The sequence below is a fragment of the Rhizobium sp. 16-488-2b genome (genome assembly GCF_017741815.1).
GTDB lineage: Bacteria > Pseudomonadota > Alphaproteobacteria > Rhizobiales > Rhizobiaceae > Rhizobium.
The window spans coordinates 1-21,573 of record NZ_JAGHMF010000003.1; the positions used below are offsets into that span (position 1 = coordinate 1).

The window sequence follows — 21,573 nt, forward strand, 5'->3', positions numbered from 1 at the left end:
GTCTATGACCGCCCCGCCGCCGTCCGCCCGCCGCCCGGCCCAGGCTTCGACACTCCGGGCCGTCCCCGCCCTGGTTATGATTACAACCGCCCGGGCTATGACAACAATCGCCCGCGTCCCGGCTTCGACAACGGCCAGCCCAATTTCGACCGTGGCCCCGGTCGCGGTCCCGATTATGGCCGTGGCCCCGATCCGCGTCAGGACAATGGTGGCCGTCCGGGCCGCCCGCCGCAGTTTGACGATCAGTCCGATCGCGCCGGCATGCCCGGTCAACCCGGTCAACCGGGCCAGCCCGGAAGGCGTGGTGAGGGTGGCCGAGGCGGTCAGGGAGGACAGGCCGGCCAGCCAGGTCAGCCCGGCCAACCCGGACAGCCGGGCTTCGATCGCGGCCCGGATCGTCGCGACCACGACCGCCGCCGCCCGGTCTGCCAGCCGGGCGATCCGAACTGCGGCCAGAACCAGCAGTAATCAAGCATCAACAGTGAAAATGAGGAGGGCGATCGAAAGGTCGCCCTTTCTGCTTTGTCGCGCTTAAAACGAAAAGCCCGACGCTCCTGAGAGACGCCGGGCCTGAATTCGATCGGCTCGTGTTGAGGGGAGACGGCCGATCTGCCGCGAGGCGTGCTGCCTCGCTTGGGTAGAAATGGGCGAAAGCGGAAATGGTTCCGCGTCACCAGCCGGAAGCTGTATTTTTGCCGGATGCCATCAGATCGCGCATCGAGGCATAGGGGCCGTGCAGCATCTTCAGACGGCTCTCCTCCATCTTCGACAGCCGATGACGGCGCGCGAAATCATGCACGCTCCAGATCTCTCTGGGGCTGAAATCGTCTGCTGATGCCGAATGCATGGTCATTGTCTGCCTGTTTGATGCGCTGGATGCGCGAATAAGAGGCGCAATCGCCGCGACATATGTCAGATTTATGACAAAGGCAACGAATGACAGCCATGACAAAACAGCGCAGCTCGCCTGCCGTTGCCAGCGACCCGCGCATATGAAAAAGGCCCGCGATGGCGGGCCTTTCGAGTGGTGGCGCGATCGTTTGGTCGCTCAGTAGCGATAGCCGTAGCCGTCGCGTGCCCATGGCGGCGGGCGATGGCCGCGCTCATAGCGCCAGCCATAGCGCGGCGGCGGGCGGTGGCCCCAGCCGTAGTCGCGGTTGTAGCGGCGTTCGTAGCGCGGTGGCGGCGGGCGGCGCCAGTTCGGCCTGCAATCGCCCCAGGGGGTGACGTGGAAGCCACGGCCGCAGGCATAGTCGACCTTGACGACATTGTTGTTTACGCCGCTCTGAACGGCGCCCATCGGCATGGCTTCGGCAACCGTGGCAGTGAACCCGGTCAGTGCGATCGCGATCGCGATAATTGTCTTGCGCATCTCTGCACCTCATTCCTTATGCAAGTCCCTTGCACGTGGATTAGAGGGCCGTTCTGGTGAACGGGAGCTGAACCAACAAAGGCATTATTGCGGCAAGCGACGCAGGGTAAAAACACTGTGTTCAAAAGCGTTTGCCTTTGGCTAACGAGGTCTTAACTCCCCCTTAAATCGCCGCATTTAAAGTTCAACCGGGTAAAGATGCGGCCAGCGTGATGCGGCCGCCGCAACCATCGGGCTTGAAGCCGGTGGATTGCGGGTTGGGGCAAACCTCGGTTTGCGATTGAAGCGAGGTTCAGCGGGCGTATATGGCAGGCAGGGGCAGATCAGGCGATAGAATCGAACCATCCTTCAGCGGGCGCGAGCGCCGCGACGATGGCGATGATTTCGCGCTCGGCGCCGATGACCGCGTCGCCGGCGGCGGACGCCCCGTCAAGCGCACGGCGCAGAAGTCCTCCCCACGCCGCGAACCGCCCGCAAGGCGCGAACCCGATTCCGCCCGCTATGAGGATGATTACGACGACGAGCCGCGCTACCGTGAACCGACGCGCCGCCGCAATGGCGGTGGTGGTGGTGATGGCAGGGGCGGCAAGCGTCGGCGGCCGGAGCGGGAGGGCCTCGGCTTCTTCGGCCTCATCCGCCGCATGGTCTATTGGTGCATCGTGCTTGGCATCTGGGCCGGCATCGGGGTCACCGGCCTGGTCGTCTATTACGGCTCGCGCATGCCGAGCGCCAGCAGCTGGGAAATTCCCGCCCGTCCGCCCAACGTCAAGATCACCTCGGTCGATGGCAGCGTGATCGCCAATCGCGGCGCCACCGGCGGCGAAGCCTTGGCGCTGGAAGACATGTCGCCTTATATCCCGGAAGCGATCGTCGCCATCGAGGACCGGCGCTTCTATTCGCATTTCGGTGTCGACCCCATGGGCCTCGCCCGCGCCTTCGTCACCAACCTAACCTCGGGCCACATGGTGCAGGGCGGCTCGACGCTGACCCAGCAGCTCGCCAAGAACCTCTTCCTCTCGCCCGACCGTACACTGGAGCGTAAAGTCCAGGAAGTGCTGCTGTCCTTCTGGCTGGAGCAGAAATATACCAAGGACCAGATCCTTGCGATGTACTTGAACCGCGTCTTCTTCGGCTCCAATGCCTATGGTGTGGAAGCTGCCTCGCGGCGCTATTTCAACAAGTCGGCGCGCGATGTGAACCTCGGCGAGGCGGCACTGCTCGCCGGTCTCGTCAAGGCGCCGTCGCGCCTGTCGCCGGCGCGTGATCCGCAGGCCGCCAACGACCGCGCCCAGGTGGTGCTTCAGGCCATGCGCGACCAGGGCATGATCTCCGACGACGAGGTCAAGACCGCGATGTCGCAGACACCCGCCAAGGCCAAGCGCTATTGGGACGGCGCTGGCCATTACGTGGCCGACATGGTCATGGACGAGCTTCCGGCGCTGATCGGCGACGTCAAGGAAGACATCGTCGTCGACACCACCATCGACAAGACGCTGGAAAAGCGCGCCGAACAGTCGCTCAACGATGTGCTCGGCAAGGACGGCGCCAAGCTCGATGCCTCGCAGGCAGCGCTCGTCTCGATCGACGGCACCGGCGCGATCCGCGCGCTGGTCGGCGGCCGCGATTATGCCGACAGCCAGTTCAACCGCGCGGTCAAGGCCAAGCGCCAGCCGGGCTCCTCCTTCAAGCCTTTCGTCTATGCGGCAGCGCTGGAAAAGGGCCTGACGCCGTTCTCCGTTTTCAACGACGCGCCCATCCGCATCGGCGACTGGACGCCGGAGAATTACGAGAAGAAGTACAATGGCGAGGTGACGCTCGCGACAGCGCTGGCGAAATCGCTGAACACGGTCGCCGCTCAGCTGGTCATGTATGATGGGCCCGATCAGGTCATCAAGCTCGCCCACCGGCTCGGCATCGAGAGCGAGCTGCAGTCCAACGCCTCGATCGCGCTCGGCACCTCGGAAGTGTCGCTGACGGAGCTCACCGGCGCCTATGCCGCCTTCATGAACGGCGGCTACAAGGCGACGCCGCATGTCATCCGCCGCGTGACGACGGCCGATGGCAGCAAGGTTCTCTACGAAAACACCTATGACAACCCGCCGCGCGTCCTCTCCGAGGCGGTCGCCGCCAACATGAACGCGATGATGATCGGCGTCGTCGAGCAGGGAACGGGCAAGGCCGCGAAGATCCCCGGCTGGCAGGTCGCCGGCAAGAGCGGAACGACGCAGAACTCCCGCGATGCTCTCTTCGTCGGCTTTACCAGCAATCTCACGACGGGCGTCTGGTTCGGCAATGACGACGGCAAGCCGATGAAGAAGGTCACCGGTGGTGGCCTCCCGGCCAAGGCCTGGCAGGAATTCATGGTCGCCGCCCACAAGGGCCTGTCGCCGGCGCCGCTCTTCGGCAACGGCCAGTTCGTCAATCCGGCGGCACCCATCGATAACGGCCAGCCGATGGCATCCAACGATCCGAACATGCAGCCAAACATGCAGGGCGGCATGCAGCCGCCCGTCGAGGAACAGGGCACCATAGGCAGCATCATTTCGGGCGTCTTCGGTGGTGGCGGCAACGACCAGCGGAGCCAGTATCCGCAGGCGCCGGTGCGCCGCGGTGGCCAGCAGCAGCCTCCGGTTTATGGCGGTCCCGTACCGCCCGCCGATGTCGCTCAGGACGAGGGTTATGGCTATGGAAATGCGCTGCCGCCGGGCGATGTCGGGGGCGGTCCGCAGCACCAGCCCTACCAGCCGCGCCGCACCACGCTTCTCGACCTGATCATGGGTGAGTAAACGCTTTGCCGCGCAACAAAAAACGTGCCTTCGGGCGCGCGGCGAAAATTAATTGCTGTTGGCTTCTTTTGCTGGTTTTCAGGACATTTCCCGCCTTGCAGTCGCGAAAACCCGTCCTTATATACGCCGCATCACCGCAATCACGATTGCGTCAAACGTAGAGACCCATCCCGTAAGGGGCTGTCATCGAAATGCCTTCCCGGGGTTCAGACAGCTTGCTTCAAGGAGTAAATGACATGGCAAAAGTAATTGGTATCGACCTTGGAACGACAAATTCCTGCGTCGCTGTCATGGACGGCAAGGACGCAAAGGTCATCGAGAACGCCGAAGGTGCGCGCACCACGCCTTCGATCGTTGCATTTTCCGAAGATGGCGAGCGCCTCGTCGGTCAGCCGGCCAAGCGCCAGGCAGTCACCAATCCCACGGACACGCTGTTCGCAGTGAAGCGCCTCATCGGCCGCCGCTACGATGATCCGACGGTTGAAAAGGACAAGGGCCTCGTTCCCTTCGAGATCACCAAGGGCGACAACGGCGACGCATGGGTCAAGGCCCGCGGCACCGGCTATTCGCCTGCCCAGATCTCCGCGATGATCCTTCAGAAGATGAAGGAAACCGCTGAATCCTACCTCGGTGAAAAGGTCGAAAAGGCCGTCATCACAGTTCCCGCATACTTCAACGACGCACAGCGCCAGGCAACCAAGGATGCCGGTCGTATCGCTGGTCTCGAAGTGCTGCGCATCATCAACGAGCCGACGGCGGCAGCGCTGGCCTACGGTCTCGACAAGAAGGACGGCAAGACCATCGCCGTTTACGACTTGGGTGGCGGTACCTTCGATATCTCGATCCTCGAAATCGGCGACGGCGTCTTCGAAGTGAAGTCCACCAACGGCGATACCTTCCTCGGCGGTGAAGACTTCGACATGCGTCTCGTCGAATACCTCGTTGCCGAGTTCAAGAAGGACAACGGCATCGACCTCAAGGGCGACAAGCTTGCTCTGCAGCGCCTCAAGGAAGCTGCCGAAAAGGCCAAGATCGAACTGTCTTCGTCGCAGCAGACCGAAATCAACCTGCCGTTCATCACGGCCGATGCAACCGGTCCGAAGCACCTGACGCTGAAGCTGACCCGCGCCAAGCTCGAAAGCCTGGTCGACGATCTCGTCCAGCGCACCATCGCGCCGTGCAAGGCAGCCCTCAAGGATGCCGGTGTAACGCCAGCCGAGATCAACGAAGTCGTTCTCGTCGGTGGCATGAGCCGCATGCCGAAGGTACAGGAAGTCGTCAAGCAGCTGTTCGGCAAGGAGCCGCACAAGGGCGTCAACCCGGATGAAGTCGTCGCTCTCGGCGCTGCCATCCAGGCCGGCGTTCTCCAGGGCGACGTCAAGGACGTTCTGCTTCTCGACGTGACCCCGCTGTCTCTCGGCATCGAAACGCTGGGTGGCGTCTTCACCCGTCTGATCGAGCGTAACACCACGATCCCGACGAAGAAGAGCCAGACCTTCTCGACCGCCGACGACAACCAGTCTGCCGTCACCATCCGCGTTTCGCAGGGCGAGCGCGAAATGGCTGCCGACAACAAGCTGCTCGGCCAGTTCGACCTCGTTGGCCTGCCGCCGGCACCGCGTGGCGTTCCGCAGATCGAAGTCACCTTCGATATCGACGCCAACGGCATCGTGCAGGTTTCGGCCAAGGACAAGGGCACCGGCAAGGAACAGCAGATCCGCATCCAGGCCTCCGGTGGTCTCTCCGACGCCGACATCGAAAAGATGGTCAAGGACGCCGAAGCCAATGCTGAAGCCGACAAGAAGCGTCGCGAAGGCGTTGAAGCCAAGAACCAGGCCGAAAGCCTGATCCACTCCAGCGAGAAGTCGCTGAAGGATTACGGCGACAAGGTCACCGAGGCCGATCGCACCGCGATCTCCGACGCGATTGCCGCTCTGAAGACCTCCGTCGAGGCAACCGAGCCGGACGCCGAGGACATCAAGGCGAAGACCCAGACCCTCATGGAAGTGTCCATGAAGCTCGGTCAGGCGATCTACGAAGCGCAGCAGGCTGAAGGTGGCGCGGAAGACGCTTCCGCCGAAGCCGGCGATGACAATGTCGTCGATGCCGACTACGAAGAAGTCAAGGACGACGACCGCAAGAAGTCCGCGTAAGCGGCTCGCAACGGTCACGTTTGAAACTGACATTCCGGCTGCTCACCATGGCAGCCGGAAATCCATTTCCGGGGTCTGATCCTTAATGGCAAAAGCCGATTTTTACGAAACGCTGGGTGTCGCCAAGACGGCTGACGAAAAAGAGCTGAAGAGCGCTTTCCGCAAGCTGGCGATGAAATACCATCCGGACAAGAATCCCGATGATCATACCGCCGAGCAGAAGTTCAAGGAAATCAACGAAGCCTACGAGACGCTGAAGGACCCGCAGAAGCGCGCGGCCTATGACCGCTATGGTCACGCGGCCTTCGAACATGGCGGCATGGGCGGCGGCGGTGGCGGTTTCGCCGGCGGCGGCTTCTCCGATATCTTCGAGGATATTTTCGGTGAGATGATGGGCGGCGGCCGTGCAAGGCAGCGCTCGTCCGGCGGTCGCGAACGCGGCGCCGATCTTCGCTACAACATGGAAATTTCGCTGGAGGAATCCTTCTCCGGCAAGACGGCGCAGATCAGGGTTCCGACCTCGATCACCTGCGACGTCTGTTCCGGCTCCGGCGCCAAGCCCGGCACCCAGCCGAAGACCTGCGGCACCTGCCAGGGCTCCGGCCGCGTGCGCGCCGCCCAGGGCTTCTTCTCCGTCGAGCGCACCTGCCCGACCTGCCATGGCCGCGGCCAGATCATCCCCGATCCCTGCACCAAGTGCCACGGCCAGGGCCGCGTCACGGAAGAGCGTTCGCTCTCGGTCAACATCCCGGCTGGTATCGAGGACGGCACCCGCATCCGCCTGCAGGGCGAGGGCGAGGCCGGCATGCGCGGTGGCCCGGCGGGCGATCTCTATATCTTCCTGTCGGTCAAGCCGCACGAGTTCTACCAGCGCGATGGAGCCGATCTCTATTGCGCCATCCCGATCTCGATGACGACGGCTGCCCTTGGCGGCACCTTCGATGTGGCCACACTCGACGGCACCAAGTCGCGCGTCACGGTTCCCGAGGGTACCCAGGCCGGCAAGCAGTTTCGCCTGAAGGGCAAGGGCATGCCGGTGCTGCGCTCCAGCCAGACCGGCGATCTCTACATCCAGATCCAGATCGAGACGCCGCAGAAGCTCTCCAAGCGCCAGCGCGAGCTGCTGCAGGAATTCGAGGAGCTGTCGTCGAAGGAGAATAATCCGGAATCGACGGGCTTCTTCGCCCGCATGAAGGAATTCTTCGAGGGCTGATCGAAGATACTCAGTAAAAATTCAGGGGCCCGGTTGTTCGCAACCGGGCTTTTCTATTTTTGCATAGGGATAAACATATCTTTTGTGGTCGAAGAGACTCGACAATTCTATTGCTAGTCTCTTTATTAGATTTGTTGCATTCTTCCTGTATTGGGCCTCGAAAAGGGTCTAGACTTGCATTCCCTTTGGTAGCCTGTCCCGAGGTTGATTTGGAACGCCGTCTCGCAGCTATTCTCGCAGTGGATATTGTCGGCTACAGCCGAATGATGGGTGCCGATGAGCGGGGGACCTTGGATGCGGTCAAGCTCTGCCGCGGCGAGGTCATCGATCCGAGGATCGCCAATGCCCGTGGCCGTGTGGTCAAGCACACGGGCGATGGCATGCTCGTGGAGTTCTCCAGCATCGTCAACGCGGTCTCCTGCGCCAACGACGTGCAGCAGGCGATGGCGGCGCGCAACACGGCGCTCCCCGAAGAGCGGCGCATCGAATTCCGCATGGGCATCCACCTCGGCGATGTCATCGTCGAGGACAACGACATCTTCGGCGATGGCGTCAATGTCGCCGCCCGGCTGGAGGCGATCTGCGCGCCTGGCGGTGTGGCGATCTCGGCGTCCGCCCGCGATCACGTCGGCAGCCGGCTCGACCTGTCCTTCCAGGATCTCGGCCTCTTCACGCTGAAGAACATCGAGCAGCCGGTGCAGGTCTACGCGATCTCGGCAAAGCGCGCGTTGCCGCTGAAGGTCAATGCGGCGGCACTGGCGGCGGCCAAGGAGAAGCAGAAGCCGCTGGTCGCGGTGCTGCCCTTCTCCAACATGAGCGGCGATCCTGAGCAGGAATATTTCTCCGACGGCATCACAGAGGACATCATCACCGATCTGTCGAAGATCTCCAATCTCTACGTCGTCGCCCGCAACACCGCCTTCACCTACAAGGGCAAGTCGGTGCAGGTGAAGCAGGCGGCAGCCGAGCTCGGCGTCCACTTCGTGCTGCAGGGCAGCGTGCGCAAGGCCGGCCAGCGGGTGCGCATCACCGGCCAGCTGATCGACGCGCGCAACGGCGCGCATCTCTGGGCCGACCGTTTCGACCGCGACCTGACCGATATCTTCGCCGTGCAGGACGAGATCACTCATGCGATCGTCGACCAATTGAAGATCAAGCTGCTGCCGGAAGAGCAGGAAGCGATCGCCGCCGCGCCGACGACGAACGTCGAGGCCTACACCTATTATCTGCGCGGCCGGCAGTTCTCGCACTCCTGGACGCGGCACTATCTGCTGATGGCGCGCCGCATGTTCGCGACCGCGGTGGCGCTCGACCCGAACTACGCCCAAGCCTATGCCGGCATCGCCGATTGCGAATCGACGCTGCGCGACTGGCACGCCGGCGAATACACGCTGAAAGGCATTCTGGAGCTCACCGCAAAGGCGCTGGCGCTCGACCCCAATCTCGCAGAGGCGCATGCCTCACGGGGGCTGGCGCTGCACCAGGACGGGCGCGACGGCGAGGCCCTGGTGGAGTTCGAAAAGGCGCTGGCGCTGGAGCCAGATCTCTACGAGGCGAACTTCCACTACGGCCGCTTCCTGTTCATGCAGGGCAAGTTCGAGGGCGCCATCACCTTCTTCACCCGCGCCAGCGAAATCCGGCCGGACGATTATCTCTCGCCGATCCATCTGACGAGCGCCTGCCGCTCGCTGGGACTATCGCGCGAGAGCGAGCATTGGGCCAGGGTCGGGCTGGAGCGCGCCGAGCGGGCGCTGGAGCTGCATCCCGAAAACGCCGGCCCCGCGCATCGCGGCGCGCTGGCGCTCGCCCATATGGGCCGCTTCGACGAGGCGCGCGAGTGGGTCAAGCGCGCCCAGCTGCTCGATCCCGATGATATCGTCGCGCAGTACAACGTCGCCTGCGTCCACGCGCTGATTGGTGAATGCGACCAGGCGCTCGACATCCTCGAGGCGCTCTTGCCGCAATCATCCTGCTACCAGATTCTCTGGTTCAGCAACGATTCCGATCTCGACGCGGTGCGCGGCCACCCGCGTTTCCAGGCGATGCTCGACGCCATCGCCGCCTGCACCTTCCATCAGGACGGGTTCCGGGTCGCGTCGGAATAACGTGCAGGTAGAGTGCAGCCGCGCGGGCGCTTCATTCCGGCACAGGGTGTGGCAGCCGCAATATTCGCGTTAACGCAAGCAATGAAAGCCGCTTTGCAGCAATCGCGAATATATTCAATATGCTCGAAGGGGAATACACACACACTCACACACCGAGAGCAACTTCCATGACGGTAGCCGCTTTGTCCTTGCATGCTGATGATGTCGATGTACTCGCGGGCGCGCTGTACACCTGGTGCGCGGAGCGCAATATCAAGCTCCTGAGCCAGCAGGGCCTGTCGATCGCCAATATCGCGATCGATCTCTATCATGCCGGTCATCAGACACAGGATCAGCTGCTGGTCGCTCTGCACGACTGCGATTTTCACTGACCGCTACACGCGGCTGGTCACGTCGCGCTGAAATCTCAGGCGTAGACGTCTTCACCCGACATCAGCGTCACGATGGTCATGACGGCTTCCTTGCCGGCGGTCGAGCGCAGCTTGTCGTAGGTCACGGCAAGCTCGTAGGCCTCGGCGCTGAGGCCCGGCCGCGACGTCGTATCCGCACCCTCGAACAGCGCCGAAATATCGACGCCGAGAAAAACCGCGATCTGGTGCAGCTTGCTCGCCGAAACGCGGTTGGTGCCCTTTTCATACTTCTGGATCTGCTGAAACGTCAGCCCGAGCGCCTCTCCAAGTTCCAGCTGGGAGATGCGTCGCTTGGCGCGCAACGTCCTGACATTCTGGCCGACAATAATATCCACCGGATCTGGCACTTTGATAGTTCCCGTTCATTTCATTAAATTTATCTGAACACTATGCCGAGGTTTTTAAATATCTCAACCCGAGAGTTGCAAATTTCAACCAGCTTTTTGGCTGATTTTGAGACCATTTCTGTAAATAAAGAAGACGAAATATACCTGAGCGTGCATAAAATACATCAAGCTATTTTGAAGCTGTGCTTGCGGTTACTAGCGGAAGCCCTTGTCCGCTCTCGCTAGACATGACCGCCGGATCGGCGGCGCACGTCATTTGCTCGCAGCCGCGCCGAAGGCTTGACCACCACGTCCGCGAAGCCTATTTTAGAATTATTCTAAAAGAGGCCAGCATGCTCAAACGTATTTTCAGATCACCCAAGCGTTCTTTCGACAGCCTGTCCGAGCAGGAGATCCTGGCGCTCGCCATCGGCTCCGAGGAGGACGACGCGCGCATCTATTTCGCCTATGCCGACCGCCTGCGCAATGATTATCCGGCTTCGGCCAAGGTTTTCGAGGAGATGGCGGAAGTCGAAAACACCCACCGCAATTCGCTGATCACGCTCTACCGTGAGCGCTTCGGCGAGCGCATCACGCTGATCCGCCGCGAGCATGTGGAGGGCTTCTACGAGCGCAAGCCGGACTGGCTGCGCGCCAACCTGTCACTCGACAAGATCCGCCAGGAAGCCGAGGCCATGGAGAACCAGGCCTACCGCTTCTACATCGAGGCCGCCGGCCGCGTGAGCGACGCCTCGACGCGGCAATTGCTCGGCGATCTGGCGCTGGCAGAGCAGGGGCATGAGGACATCACCCGCATGCTCGGCGACAAGCACACGCCCGAGGACGTGCGTGCGGAAGAGGACCAGAAGAACCGCCGCCAGTTCGTGCTGACCTATGTGCAGCCCGGCCTCGCCGGCCTGATGGATGGCTCCGTCTCGACGCTCGCGCCGATCTTCGCCGCGGCCTTCGCCACGCAGGATACCTGGCAGACCTTCCTCGTCGGCCTCTCGGCCTCCGTCGGCGCCGGCATCTCCATGGGCTTCACCGAGGCCGCCCACGACGACGGCAAGATCTCCGGCCGCGGCTCTCCCATCAAGCGCGGCCTTTCCTGCGGCGTCATGACAGCGCTCGGCGGCCTCGGCCACACGCTGCCCTACCTGATCTCCGATTTCTGGACGGCCACCACGCTGGCGGTTATCATCGCCATCTTCGAACTCTGGGCCATCGCCTTCATCCAGAACCGCTTCATGGAAACCCCATTCCTGCGGGCAGCTCTCCAGGTCGTCGTCGGCGGCGGGCTGGTGCTGGGCGCGGGGATACTGATCGGGAGCGGTTGATCCAGAAACGAAAATGGCCGGCTTGCGCCGGCCATCCAACATTTCGGTTTTCGATAATCCTACTTCAGCGCGCCGACCAGAACGTCGCGGCCGTTCTCGATGGTGACCCAGCGGCCGGCATTGGCGCTCGACTGGCGCTTGATGAAGGAATAGGGCGTATCGAACCAGGGCTTCACGGTCGAGGCTAGGTTGTCGAGGACGAAATCGCCCTTGGTGGTGCGCAGTGTCAGGATCGCGTGACCCTCGCCGTCAGGCTTGCGCACGACGGTCATCAGCAGATTGGCGGCGGAGAAGCCGCGCTGGATCAGGATGCGGCGCTTCAGGAGCGCATAGTCCTCGCAGTCGCCGGCGGTCGTCGGATAAGCCCAGACTTCTTCCTTGCCGTAGACTTCCATGTCGGTCATCGGGATGATCGTGGTGTTGACGCTTGAATTGACCGAACGGACGAGCGCCCACTTGGCGTCGGTCATTTCCATCACAGCAACATTGCGGTTCGGACCGCATTCTTCGCGGTGCGACTGGCAAAACTCGTAATGGCCGATCGGCTGCGACGTGGTGGCACCGACGACCATGGAAAGAGTGTTGGTCGATGCCGGCGTGGCCGAGGTCGACATTGCAAACATGGCCATCATGGCCACCAGGAAACCCTTGATCCGCACGCCCACTGTCCCTTGCATCGCCCTTGATTTATTAACAAAAAGTTAACGGAGACGGCTGCTTGGAGTCAATCACTACTTCTGAGGAGGGGGTGAGAAGCGGTCAATATGGTTAAAATGCGTTAGGATTTGGCACAGGGCGTGGCGCCACGCGCGCCCGACGCGCGCAGCGAAATGTCGCCAAAGCATTGAAATAAATTCAGATTTTTCGGAAGGCGCGACGCACTGCTCCCTCAGTGCCTTAGCTGGCGAACGACTTGACCGCCGCAAGCATGCGCTCGATGTCCTGTGGACGCGACAGGCGGTGGTCGCCATCACGAATAAATGTCAGCACCACGTCGTCGGCGGGAAGGTGCTCGATCAGCGTCATCGCGTGCGTGTAGGGCACGTCGGGATCCTTCATGCCCTGCAGGACGTGAACCGGGCATCCGGTCTCGATCATCCCGGTCAGGACCCGGTTATCGCGGCCGTCCTCGATCAGCGCGCGGGTATAGATATTGGGCTCGGGGCTATATTCCGAATGCTCCTCGAAGAAGCCGCGCTCGGCGAGCGATGTCTTCTCTTTTTCGGTGAGGTTCGGCTCGATCAGGACTTCGGTGAAATCCGGCGCCGGCGCGATCAACACCATACCCTCGAGTTTCGGTGCCCCGGTTTTCGTGGCAAGCTCCTGCGCCAGCCGGAGCGCGATCCAGCCGCCCATCGAGGATCCCACGACCACGATGCGTTCGGGATTGAGGTGAAGGACGACGGCCATTGCCTCCTCGAGCCAGCGCGAAATCGTGCCGTCACGAAATTCGCCGCCGGAGATCCCGTGGCCGGAATAATCGAGGCGGATGCAGGCAAGCCCGGTCTCTTCAGCCATGCGATCGAGCTCGACGGCCTTGCTGCCGCTCATGTCCGACCGGTATCCAGATAACCAGACCAGCGTCGGGCCCGCTTTGTCGCCGGCAGCCGGGCGGGCGATATAGGCGATCTCTCGCGCCGCCGCTCCCTCGCCGACGGTCAGAAATTGGTGCTGAGGGGCGATATTGGCGTCGGACATGGCGAAACTCCTTTGTTTCGGCCTATAAAACAGATTCTTGACAGGCTGACAGCAGGTGATTTTTCCGCTAAAGCGTGCTAATGACTTCGTTGCAGCGATGGCGAAACACGGTCGTCTTCCTTATATAGAGGCGATCCGCTGCAGCAATCCGAAACAACGCGAGGAGAATACGACCATTCGCAGACCGTTTAAGAACGACGCGCCCGTAAAGGATGGGCCGCGCTCGAACAGGGAAATTCGCATTCCCAAAGTTCAGCTGATCGACGCTGAAGGACAGAATTTGGGCGTCGTGGCGACCGACCAGGCCCTGAGAATGGCTGAAGAAGCCGGACTCGACCTCGTTGAGATTTCCCCCAACGCCGAACCGCCTGTGTGCAAGATCCTCGATCTGGGCAAGCTGAAATACGCCAACCAGAAGAAGGCCGCCGAGGCGCGCAAGAAGCAGAAAATCGTCGAAGTCAAAGAAATCAAGATGCGTCCGAACATCGACACGCATGACTATGACGTGAAGATGAAGGCGATGGGCCGCTTCTTCGAAGAAGGCGACAAGGTCAAGGTGACCCTGAAGTTCCGCGGCCGCGAAATGGCCCACCAGGAACTCGGCATGAAGCTCCTGCAGCAGGTCAAGGCCGACACGCTGGAGTTCGCCAAGGTCGAAGCCGAGCCTAAGCTCGAAGGTCGCCAGATGATGATGGTGCTCGCGCCCAAGTAAGGCGCGTCGCCACCGTTCGTATCAAAGCCGTCCGCGAGGGCGGCTTTTGTATTTTTGCCCTGATATAAAGGGCAAACGACGCCCGAGGGGCAGGGCCGAAGCGGTCCCGGAAGATTCCTGCGCCGCCCCGTTGCACTTTCATGACACTGCGGTTATAAGCGCGCGTCCGAACTGACCGGCAGGGCATGCCGTGGCAGTTTCGAATGCTTGCGGCACGGTTCGTCACCGTGACCGCAGATCAACAACAAACGCTCCCGCACTTGTTGCGACGACCGGGAAACCGGGCATCGCGAGAAGGCTTCTTTTGAAGCCGTCTCTTTAGACCAAGTGGGGGGATCAGAAACGGAGTAGCAAAATGCCCAAGATGAAGACGAAGTCCTCCGCCAAGAAGCGGTTCAAGATCACCGCGACCGGCAAGGTCAAGGCTGCAGCCGCTGGCAAGCGCCATGGCATGATCAAGCGTTCCAACAAGTTCATTCGCGATGCACGTGGCACCATGGTTCTGGCAGAACCGGATGGCCGCAAGGTCGTGAAGAATTACCTGCCGAACGGTCTCTAAGACTATTCCGCGAACGTATAGATTAAGGAGATCATGAAATGGCACGTGTAAAGAGAGGCGTTACCGCCCACGCCAAGCACAAGAAGGTTCTGAAGCAGGCCAAGGGCTTCTACGGCCGCCGCAAGAACACCATCCGCGCCGCCAAGGCTGCTGTCGATCGTTCGAAGCAGTACGCTTACCGCGACCGCAAGATCAACAAGCGTAACTTCCGCGCACTCTGGATCCAGCGTATCAACGCTGCTGTCCGCGAATTCGGCCTGACCTACGGCCGCTTCATCGACGGCCTGAACAAGGCTGGCATCGAAGTTGACCGTAAGGTTCTCTCCGACATGGCAATCCATGAGCCGGAAGCATTCGGTGCGCTCGTTGCTGCCTCCAAGAAGGCACTCGAGTACCTGAAGGACGCTGGCACGAAGAACGAGTTTGAAGCAGCCGTCAACTAAGCCGGCGCTATTCGAACCTTCGCTTCGATGATTTGAAACCCGCGCTGGCAAGGCTTGCGCGGGTTTCTTCGTTTTACCGGGATAGGGACGCCTGACGTGGCGAACGATCGAGATTTGGAAAGCGATGTGATGCATCCGGCGACGGATCGCGACCTGCTTGCCGAAGGCGGGCTGGGCGAGGAGGACGTTCCGGTTCTGCTCGCGGCTTTGCTGCGCGGCTCCAAGCGCGTCGAGCGTGTCGCGCTCTCCAGCGGTGCGGTCTGGATCAAGCGTTACGGCACCGAGCGCGCCTCGCGCTGGATGGTGCTGCAGCGCATGCTCGCCAATCTCATCCGCGCCCCCTTCTTGCGCCCGTCGCCACTTCTGGCCGACGAGGGCATGGCAGCGCGAGAAATCCGCCGCATCGCCCAGTTTTCCGCCCACGATGTGCCGACCGCACGCGTCATCTATTCCTCGGGTGCCGCCGTCGTCTTCAGCGATGCCGGCGAAACCGTCGATCGCCAGCTCTATCACGTGCTGAACAACGACCCCGTCGCCCACGACAACATGCTCGTCCATTGCGCCGGCGAACTCGGACGGCTGCATGCAAAGGGGCTGTGCCACGGCAGGCCTTATCCGCGCGACATGTTCCTGAAGGACGGCCGCGTCGGTTTCATGGATTTCGAGGAAGAGCCCGACCGGGTGATGCCGCTTGAGGTCGCCCAGGCGCGCGATATCTGGCTGCTCTTCTTGCAGGTCGCAACCCGCGCCAAGCTCGGCGGCGAAACCCACGACCGGGCCTACAAGGCCTGGGCCGAGGTGGCGCCACCGGCGGCCGTTGCCGAACTGCGCAAGCTTACCGGCTTCCTCGGCGGCTTTTTGTCGGCTGCCCGGTTGATTGGCCGCGTACACATGGGTAGTGATCTGCGACGTTTCATCGTGGCGACCAGCTATCTGAAGCATGTTTCGTGAAGTGTCCCTCAAAGACCGGACGCCCTGAAGGCAGGAAAAGATGACCGAACTCGCAACCCTGGAAAAGCAACTCCTGTCCGATGTCGCGGCCGCCGCCGATGAACCGGCGATCGAAGCCGTGCGCGTCGCGGCCCTTGGCAAGAAGGGGTCGGTCTCCGAACTCCTGAAGACGCTGGGATCGATGACGCCTGAAGAGCGCCAGACCCGCGGCGCGCAGATCAACGCGCTGAAGACTGTGGTGACCGACGCGATCAACGCCCGCAAGGCCGATCTCAAGAAGGCGGCGATCGACGCGCGGCTGAAGGCCGAGACGGTCGACGTCTCGCTGCCCGTCCGCTCTTCGCCCGCCGAACGCGGCCGCATCCATCCGATCAGCCAGATCGTCGACGAGATCACCGCGATCTTCGCCGATATGGGCTTCTCGATTGCCGAAGGTCCCGATGTCGAGACCGATTATTATAACTTCACGGCGCTGAACTTCCCCGAGGGCCACCCGGCCCGCGAGATGCACGACACCTTCTTCTTCAATCCGGATGAGAACGGCGAACGCAAGGTGCTGCGCACGCACACCTCGCCGGTGCAGGTGCGCACCATGGAAGCGCAGAAGCCGCCGATCCGCATCATCATCCCCGGCAAGACCTACCGCCAGGACAGTGACGCCACGCACTCGCCGATGTTCCACCAGGTCGAAGGCCTCGTTGTCGACAAGAAGGCGAATGTCGCCAACATCCGCTGGGTGCTGGAAGAATTCTGCAAGACCTTCTTCGAGGTCGACAGCGTCACCATGCGCTTCCGTCCGTCCTTCTTCCCCTTCACGGAACCGTCCTTCGAGGTCGACATCCAGTGCGACCGCTCCGGCCCGATCGTCAAGTTCGGCGAAGGCACCGACTGGATGGAGATTTTGGGCTGCGGCATGGTGCATCCGAACGTGCTGCGCGCGGGCGGTCTCGATCCCGACGAGTACCAGGGCTTTGCCTGGGGCATGGGCCTCGACCGCATCGCCATGCTGAAATACGGCATGCCCGACCTGCGCGACTTCTTCAACGCCGACGTCCGCTGGATGACCCACTACGGCTTCCGCCCACTCGACATGCCGACGCTGTTCGGCGGGTTGAGCAGCTGAGTTTATTGTGGCCACAAATAACTGAGTGTGCTAAGAATGGAGCTGGAGTGGGACGAAGATAAACGTCAGATAACCCTCCAGCACCGAGGACTGGATTTCGCCGACGTCGAACGCTTCGATCCCGACAGCATCGTCACGGTACCTGATCTCAGAGCAGACTATGGAGAAGATCGTTTCAACTCCTATGGACGGCTTGATGGCACACTCTGCTGTTTTTGCTGGACGCCGAGAGAGGGCCGGGTTCGAGTTATATCGCTGAGGAAGATGAATGACCGCGAACAGAAGATTTACGAAGAGCGACGGGGCGAACGGTAGTTCGCTTCCGACGCTCGACGATGTCCGAAAGGGTCTGATCTCACTCGACGAATATGAGATCGCCCACAGCGAAGACGTGCCCGCTTTCGGTGATGATGGCGATGCCGCGATCCTGTCGCTGCAGGAAACGCCGGAGCTTGGTACGGTCTTGGAGAAAGCGCGTGGCAAGCGCGGTCCGCAAAAGGCGCCTGTGAAGGAACGCATCGGTTTGCGGCTAGACAAGGACGTGGTCGATTACTTCCGCAGGATGGGACCCGGCTGGCAAGGCCGCATCAATGATGCGCTGCAAGCGCTGGGGCCGGCGGACGAGGAACAACGCCCGGTGGCCGCTCGTTGCGACGACGAGTTCCTCTATGTCGTGCTGGCGGATGGCAGGCAGATCAGGACGCCGCTCTGGTGGTATCCCTTCCTGGCCGCCGCATCCGCCGAAGCCCGCGCCGATGTCGAACTGCAATTTTCCGGCGTCTGGTGGCCGGGTCTGGACGAAGGCGTCTCCGTCAAGGGACTGCTTCTCGGCTGGAAAGCCCCCGGCGCCAAGGCGCCTGGTCGTGCAGCCTGAACAATCTGAACTTTTTCGATGATTTTTGAGACGAGAACAACACAATGAAATTCACGCTTTCCTGGCTCAAGGATCATCTTGAGACCGACGCCACACTGGATGAAATCTGCAAGCGACTGACCGAGATCGGCCTTGAGGTCGAGGACGTCGACGACAAGGCGGCCTACAAGCCCTTCGTCATCGCCCGCGTGCTTTCGGCCGAAAAGCATCCGGAGGCCGATCGCCTGAAGGTTCTGTCGGTCGATGCCGGTCCTGACGTCAACGGCGGCAAGCCGTTGCAGATCGTCTGCGGTGCGCCGAATGCGCGTGCCGGCCTGGTCGGCGCGCTGGCGCGGCCGGGCGATTATGTGCCGGGTATCGATGTCACGCTCGGCGTCGGCAAGATCCGTGGCGTCGAAAGCCACGGCATGATGTGCTCCGAAAAGGAGCTCAACATGTCCGACAGCCATGACGGCATCATCGACCTGCCCGAGGATGCGCCTGTCGGCACCTCGTTTGCCGCCTACGCCCATCTCGACGATCCTGTCATCGAGATCAACCTGACGCCGAACCGTCCGGATTGCACCTCGATCTACGGCATCGCCCGCGATCTGGCCGCTTCCGGCCTCGGTACGCTGAAGACGCGCGCCGCGCCGTCTTTCGCTGTCGAAGGCGAAACGCCGGTCAAGCTGACGCTCGATCTCGACGACGACAAGCTCTGCCCGGGCTTCGGCCTGCGTCTGGTGCGCGGCGTCAAGAATGGCCCGAGCCCCAAGTGGGTGCAGCAGCGCCTGACGGCGATCGGTCTGCGTCCGATCAACGCGCTCGTCGACATCACCAACTACATGACCTTCGACCAGGGTCGCCCGATGCACGTCTTCGACGCCGCCAAGGTGAAGGGCAACCTCACCGTTCGCCGCGCGAAAGACGGCGAGACGGTGCTGGCGCTCGACCAGCGCGAATACAAGCTCGGCCCGAACAACGTCGTTATCGCTGATGAAAACGGCATCGAGTCGATCGGCGGCATCATGGGCGGCGAGCACTCCGGCTGCGACGAGAATACCACCGACGTGCTGATCGAATCGGCCCTCTGGGATCCGATGAACATCGCCAAGTCCGGCCGTGGGCTGGGCATCATCACCGATGCCCGCTACCGCTTCGAGCGCGGCGTCGACCCCGAATACATGGTCCCCGGTCTCGAGCGCACCACCGAACTGGTGCTCGAATTCTGCGGCGGCACGGCAGCCAAGGCCGAGATCGTGGGCTACAAGGGCTACGAGCCCAAGATCGTCGACTTCCCCTTCTCGGAAGTGAAGCGCCTGACGGGTCTGGAAGTCTCCACCGAAGAGAGCGTCGAGATCCTGACGCGCCTCGGCTTCAAGGTCACGGGTTCCGGAGAGCGCGTTTCCGTCGCGGTTCCCTCCTGGCGTCCCGATGTCGACGGCAAGGCCGATCTCGTCGAAGAGGTCATGCGCATCCATGGCGTCGACAACATCAAGCCGGCGCCGCTGGAAAGCCATACCGAGGTCAACGGCCGCATCCTGACGACGCTGCAGATCCGCACCCGCACCGCCAAGCGTGCGCTTGCCTCGCGCGGCATGCTGGAGGCCGTCACCTGGTCCTTCATTTCGGAAGATCAGGCGAAGCTCTTCGGCGGCGGTTCGCCGGCTCTGAAGCTCGCCAACCCGATCGCAGCCGAAATGTCCGACATGCGCCCCTCGCTGCTGCCTGGTCTCCTGACGGCTGCCCAGCGCAATGCCGACAAGGGCTATGGCGACGTCGCGATCTTCGAGGTGTCCGGCACCTATGAGAACGACAGGCCGGAAGGCCAGCGCCGCGTTGCCGGCGGCATCCGTCGCGGCACCGCCTCGATGGCCGGCTCCGGCCGCATGTGGTCGAATGCGTCCAAGGGCGGCGGCAAGCCGGTCGACGTCTTCGACGCCAAGGCCGATGCGCTTGCTGTGATCGAGGCCTGCGGCCTGCCGATGACCAACATCCAGGTCGAGCAGGGCGGTCCCGAGTGGTATCACCCCGGCCGCTCCGGCACCATCAAGATGGGCCCGAAGGTCGTGCTCGGCTATTTCGGCGAGTTCCACCCTTCGACGCTTGAGGCGCTTGATGTCTCCGGCGCGCTCGCTGGCTTCGAAGTCTATCTCGACGCCATGCCCGAGCCGAAGAAGAAGGCGACCCGCACCAAGCCGGCGCTGGAGCTGTCGCAGTTCCAGGCCGTCAAGCGCGACTTCGCCTTCGTCGTCGACAAGGCGGTCGAGGCCGGCGCCATCATCAAGGCCGCGACCGGCGCCGACCGCAAGCTGGTCTCCGGCGTGAATGTCTTCGATATCTTCGAGGGCGCCTCGGTCGGCGAGGGCAAGAAGTCGGTTGCGATCGAGGTGCAGATCCAGCCGGTCGAGCGCACGCTGACCGACGAGGATTTCGAGGCCCTGACGCAGAAGATCGTCGCCAGCGTCACCAAGGTCACCGGCGGCGTCCTGCGCGGCTGATGAAATCGGCGGGTCGATCTGCCTCAGCGGTCGCCCCCAACTCTCCCTCATCCTCGCCCTCGTGGCGGGGATCCAGCCGACGCGCGTCGGCGCGGCGGAGAGACTCTTTCCTTACATGCATAAAAACGGTCATTCACGGCGCGGACGCGCCGTGGCTGGATTCCTGTCACAAGGACAGGAATGAGGGAGGAGCGCGGGCTGTGGCGGAACGCGATCGCAAACCTACCGGACAGGCTCGTACCACTCTCATCAATCGTGCAGATAATACACCTTGTTCACGATCGTCCATCGCCCCTCGATCTTCAGCATCGAGAGATAATCGGTGAAACGCATGCCGGCGAAGTCGTCGCTGACCTTGACGCTCGCGGCATCACCAATGACATCGAGAGTCTGGATGTCCATGTGCGGCTGCGTGCCTGGCGGGGCCGAGCCCTCGGCCACGATGGCGGCGATGAACTCGTCGCGGGTCGACCACTCGACCGCGCTCTCGTAATGTCCGATGACAGCGCATTTCGGATGAAACGCCTTGCGCAGCGCCGCCTCGTTGGCGAAGGTCATGCCTTCGACATAGAGATGCACGACTGCCTCTATCGCCTGCCGGTCCGTCATGGTCCGTACCTCGATCGTGTCGATGGTGAAGTATAGCGCGGAGCGGGCAACGCGCAAAGTCGTTGCTGGGTGGCGCTGACTTTAATGCGTGGATGGGTAGAGCGTGGCCAGGGCGGTACCGATCAGTTCCTCGGCATAGGCCTGCGCGGTCGATGAGGCGTTGTCCGACAGACCCATCTCGTCGCATTTGTTGCCGACGGCCTCGCGGATGAGGTGCAAAATACCCCGCCCCATCTTCCCGCCATCCTCGCCGGATGTGTCCAGAGCCAGCGCCAGCGAGGTCATCGCCACCACTTCAAGCACGAGCATGCGTCCTCTTATGTCGGACAGGCCTGGATCGGCCGGTCCTTTATCACTGGCATCAGGCATGGGGTTCCCTTCCTTGTAATGGAAAGTTTACCTAGTGCTAATATGTGAGGGGA

At 62.0% G+C, this 21,573-nt stretch carries 21 protein-coding genes and 1 pseudogene; 15 read left to right on the forward strand and 7 right to left on the reverse strand.

The window, feature by feature from the left end:
• A pseudogene (locus J5286_RS01525) lies at window positions 1–468 on the forward strand (SH3 domain-containing protein); the annotation flags it as partial.
• A 202-nt stretch (window positions 469–670) separates the two neighbouring features.
• Here J5286_RS01525 and J5286_RS01530 read toward each other — a convergent pair.
• Complete coding sequence (locus tag J5286_RS01530; RefSeq protein WP_209188781.1) at window positions 671–853, reverse strand: hypothetical protein; 183 nt, start codon at window positions 851–853, stop codon at window positions 671–673.
• Window positions 854–1,048: 195 nt separating this feature from the next.
• Complete coding sequence (locus J5286_RS01535) at window positions 1,049–1,372, reverse strand: GCG_CRPN prefix-to-repeats domain-containing protein (RefSeq protein ID WP_209188782.1); 324 nt, start codon at window positions 1,370–1,372, stop codon at window positions 1,049–1,051.
• 305 nt (window positions 1,373–1,677) lie between these two features.
• Between J5286_RS01535 and J5286_RS01540 the strand changes: the two genes are divergently transcribed.
• From J5286_RS01540 to J5286_RS01560, 5 genes are all read left to right on the forward strand, one after another.
• Window positions 1,678–4,158, forward strand: a complete 2,481-nt coding sequence (locus tag J5286_RS01540; RefSeq protein WP_209188783.1) for a transglycosylase domain-containing protein — start codon at window positions 1,678–1,680, stop codon at window positions 4,156–4,158.
• Window positions 4,159–4,394: 236 nt separating this feature from the next.
• Entirely contained in the window at window positions 4,395–6,311 is a 1,917-nt protein-coding gene (gene dnaK, locus J5286_RS01545; protein ID WP_209188784.1) for a molecular chaperone DnaK, read from the forward strand.
• Between the two features lie 85 nt (window positions 6,312–6,396).
• Window positions 6,397–7,524 carry a molecular chaperone DnaJ gene (gene dnaJ, locus J5286_RS01550; RefSeq protein ID WP_018899266.1) on the forward strand — a complete coding sequence of 376 codons (1,128 nt, stop codon included), beginning with the start codon at window positions 6,397–6,399 and terminating at the stop codon, window positions 7,522–7,524.
• Window positions 7,525–7,733: 209 nt separating this feature from the next.
• Window positions 7,734–9,629 carry a TPR end-of-group domain-containing protein gene (locus J5286_RS01555; RefSeq protein WP_209188785.1) on the forward strand — a complete coding sequence of 632 codons (1,896 nt, stop codon included), beginning with the start codon at window positions 7,734–7,736 and terminating at the stop codon, window positions 9,627–9,629.
• Window positions 9,630–9,796: 167 nt separating this feature from the next.
• Window positions 9,797–10,000, forward strand: a complete 204-nt coding sequence (locus J5286_RS01560) for a hypothetical protein (RefSeq protein ID WP_018899268.1) — start codon at window positions 9,797–9,799, stop codon at window positions 9,998–10,000.
• Between the two features lie 35 nt (window positions 10,001–10,035).
• Here the strand turns inward: J5286_RS01560 and J5286_RS01565 are convergent, their stop codons facing one another.
• The gene (locus tag J5286_RS01565) at window positions 10,036–10,386 is read right to left on the reverse strand and encodes a helix-turn-helix domain-containing protein (RefSeq protein ID WP_026283144.1); all 351 of its coding nucleotides are present in this window, start codon (window positions 10,384–10,386) and stop codon (window positions 10,036–10,038) included.
• 332 nt (window positions 10,387–10,718) lie between these two features.
• On the opposite strand from J5286_RS01565, the gene mbfA reads away from it, so the two are divergent.
• The gene (gene mbfA / locus J5286_RS01570; protein WP_209188786.1) at window positions 10,719–11,702 is read left to right on the forward strand and encodes an iron exporter MbfA; all 984 of its coding nucleotides are present in this window, start codon (window positions 10,719–10,721) and stop codon (window positions 11,700–11,702) included.
• 59 nt (window positions 11,703–11,761) lie between these two features.
• Here mbfA and J5286_RS01575 read toward each other — a convergent pair whose 3' ends face one another.
• Entirely contained in the window at window positions 11,762–12,361 is a 600-nt protein-coding gene (locus J5286_RS01575) for a transglutaminase-like cysteine peptidase (protein ID WP_209188787.1), read from the reverse strand.
• Window positions 12,362–12,599: 238 nt separating this feature from the next.
• Window positions 12,600–13,400 (reverse strand): alpha/beta hydrolase, encoded by an 801-nt coding sequence (locus J5286_RS01580; RefSeq protein ID WP_209188788.1) that lies wholly within the window; start codon window positions 13,398–13,400, stop codon window positions 12,600–12,602.
• Between the two features lie 175 nt (window positions 13,401–13,575).
• Here J5286_RS01580 and infC point away from each other — a divergent pair, with 175 nt between their 5' ends.
• From infC to pheT, 8 genes are all read left to right on the forward strand, one after another.
• Window positions 13,576–14,112, forward strand: coding sequence for a translation initiation factor IF-3 (gene infC, locus J5286_RS01585; protein WP_037111403.1), 537 nt, complete (start codon window positions 13,576–13,578; stop codon window positions 14,110–14,112).
• Between the two features lie 355 nt (window positions 14,113–14,467).
• Complete coding sequence (gene rpmI, locus J5286_RS01590) at window positions 14,468–14,671, forward strand: 50S ribosomal protein L35 (protein WP_007813308.1); 204 nt, start codon at window positions 14,468–14,470, stop codon at window positions 14,669–14,671.
• A gap of 38 nt (window positions 14,672–14,709) precedes the next feature.
• Entirely contained in the window at window positions 14,710–15,114 is a 405-nt protein-coding gene (gene rplT / locus J5286_RS01595) for a 50S ribosomal protein L20 (RefSeq protein WP_018899276.1), read from the forward strand.
• 96 nt (window positions 15,115–15,210) lie between these two features.
• Window positions 15,211–16,065: a BUD32 family EKC/KEOPS complex subunit gene (locus J5286_RS01600; RefSeq protein ID WP_348529233.1), complete on the forward strand. Its 855-nt coding sequence runs from the start codon at window positions 15,211–15,213 to the stop codon at window positions 16,063–16,065.
• Window positions 16,066–16,105: 40 nt separating this feature from the next.
• A complete protein-coding gene (gene pheS / locus J5286_RS01605) occupies window positions 16,106–17,188 on the forward strand; it encodes a phenylalanine--tRNA ligase subunit alpha (RefSeq protein WP_112981656.1) in 1,083 nt (360 codons plus the stop codon).
• A gap of 36 nt (window positions 17,189–17,224) precedes the next feature.
• A complete protein-coding gene (locus tag J5286_RS31685; RefSeq protein WP_209188789.1) occupies window positions 17,225–17,503 on the forward strand; it encodes a BrnT family toxin in 279 nt (92 codons plus the stop codon).
• The gene (locus J5286_RS31580) at window positions 17,457–18,062 is read left to right on the forward strand and encodes a BrnA antitoxin family protein (RefSeq protein WP_348529234.1); all 606 of its coding nucleotides are present in this window, start codon (window positions 17,457–17,459) and stop codon (window positions 18,060–18,062) included. Before J5286_RS31685 ends, J5286_RS31580 begins: the two co-directional genes overlap by 47 nt.
• 44 nt (window positions 18,063–18,106) lie before the next feature.
• On the forward strand, window positions 18,107–20,542 hold the full coding sequence (gene pheT / locus J5286_RS01620; RefSeq protein WP_209188790.1) for a phenylalanine--tRNA ligase subunit beta: 2,436 nt from the start codon (window positions 18,107–18,109) through the stop codon (window positions 20,540–20,542).
• 249 nt (window positions 20,543–20,791) lie between these two features.
• Here the strand turns inward: pheT and J5286_RS01625 are convergent, their stop codons facing one another.
• Window positions 20,792–21,151 (reverse strand): nuclear transport factor 2 family protein, encoded by a 360-nt coding sequence (locus tag J5286_RS01625; protein WP_026283148.1) that lies wholly within the window; start codon window positions 21,149–21,151, stop codon window positions 20,792–20,794.
• A gap of 81 nt (window positions 21,152–21,232) precedes the next feature.
• A complete protein-coding gene (locus J5286_RS01630; RefSeq protein WP_209188791.1) occupies window positions 21,233–21,520 on the reverse strand; it encodes a hypothetical protein in 288 nt (95 codons plus the stop codon).
• Window positions 21,521–21,573: the final 53 nt, after the last annotated feature.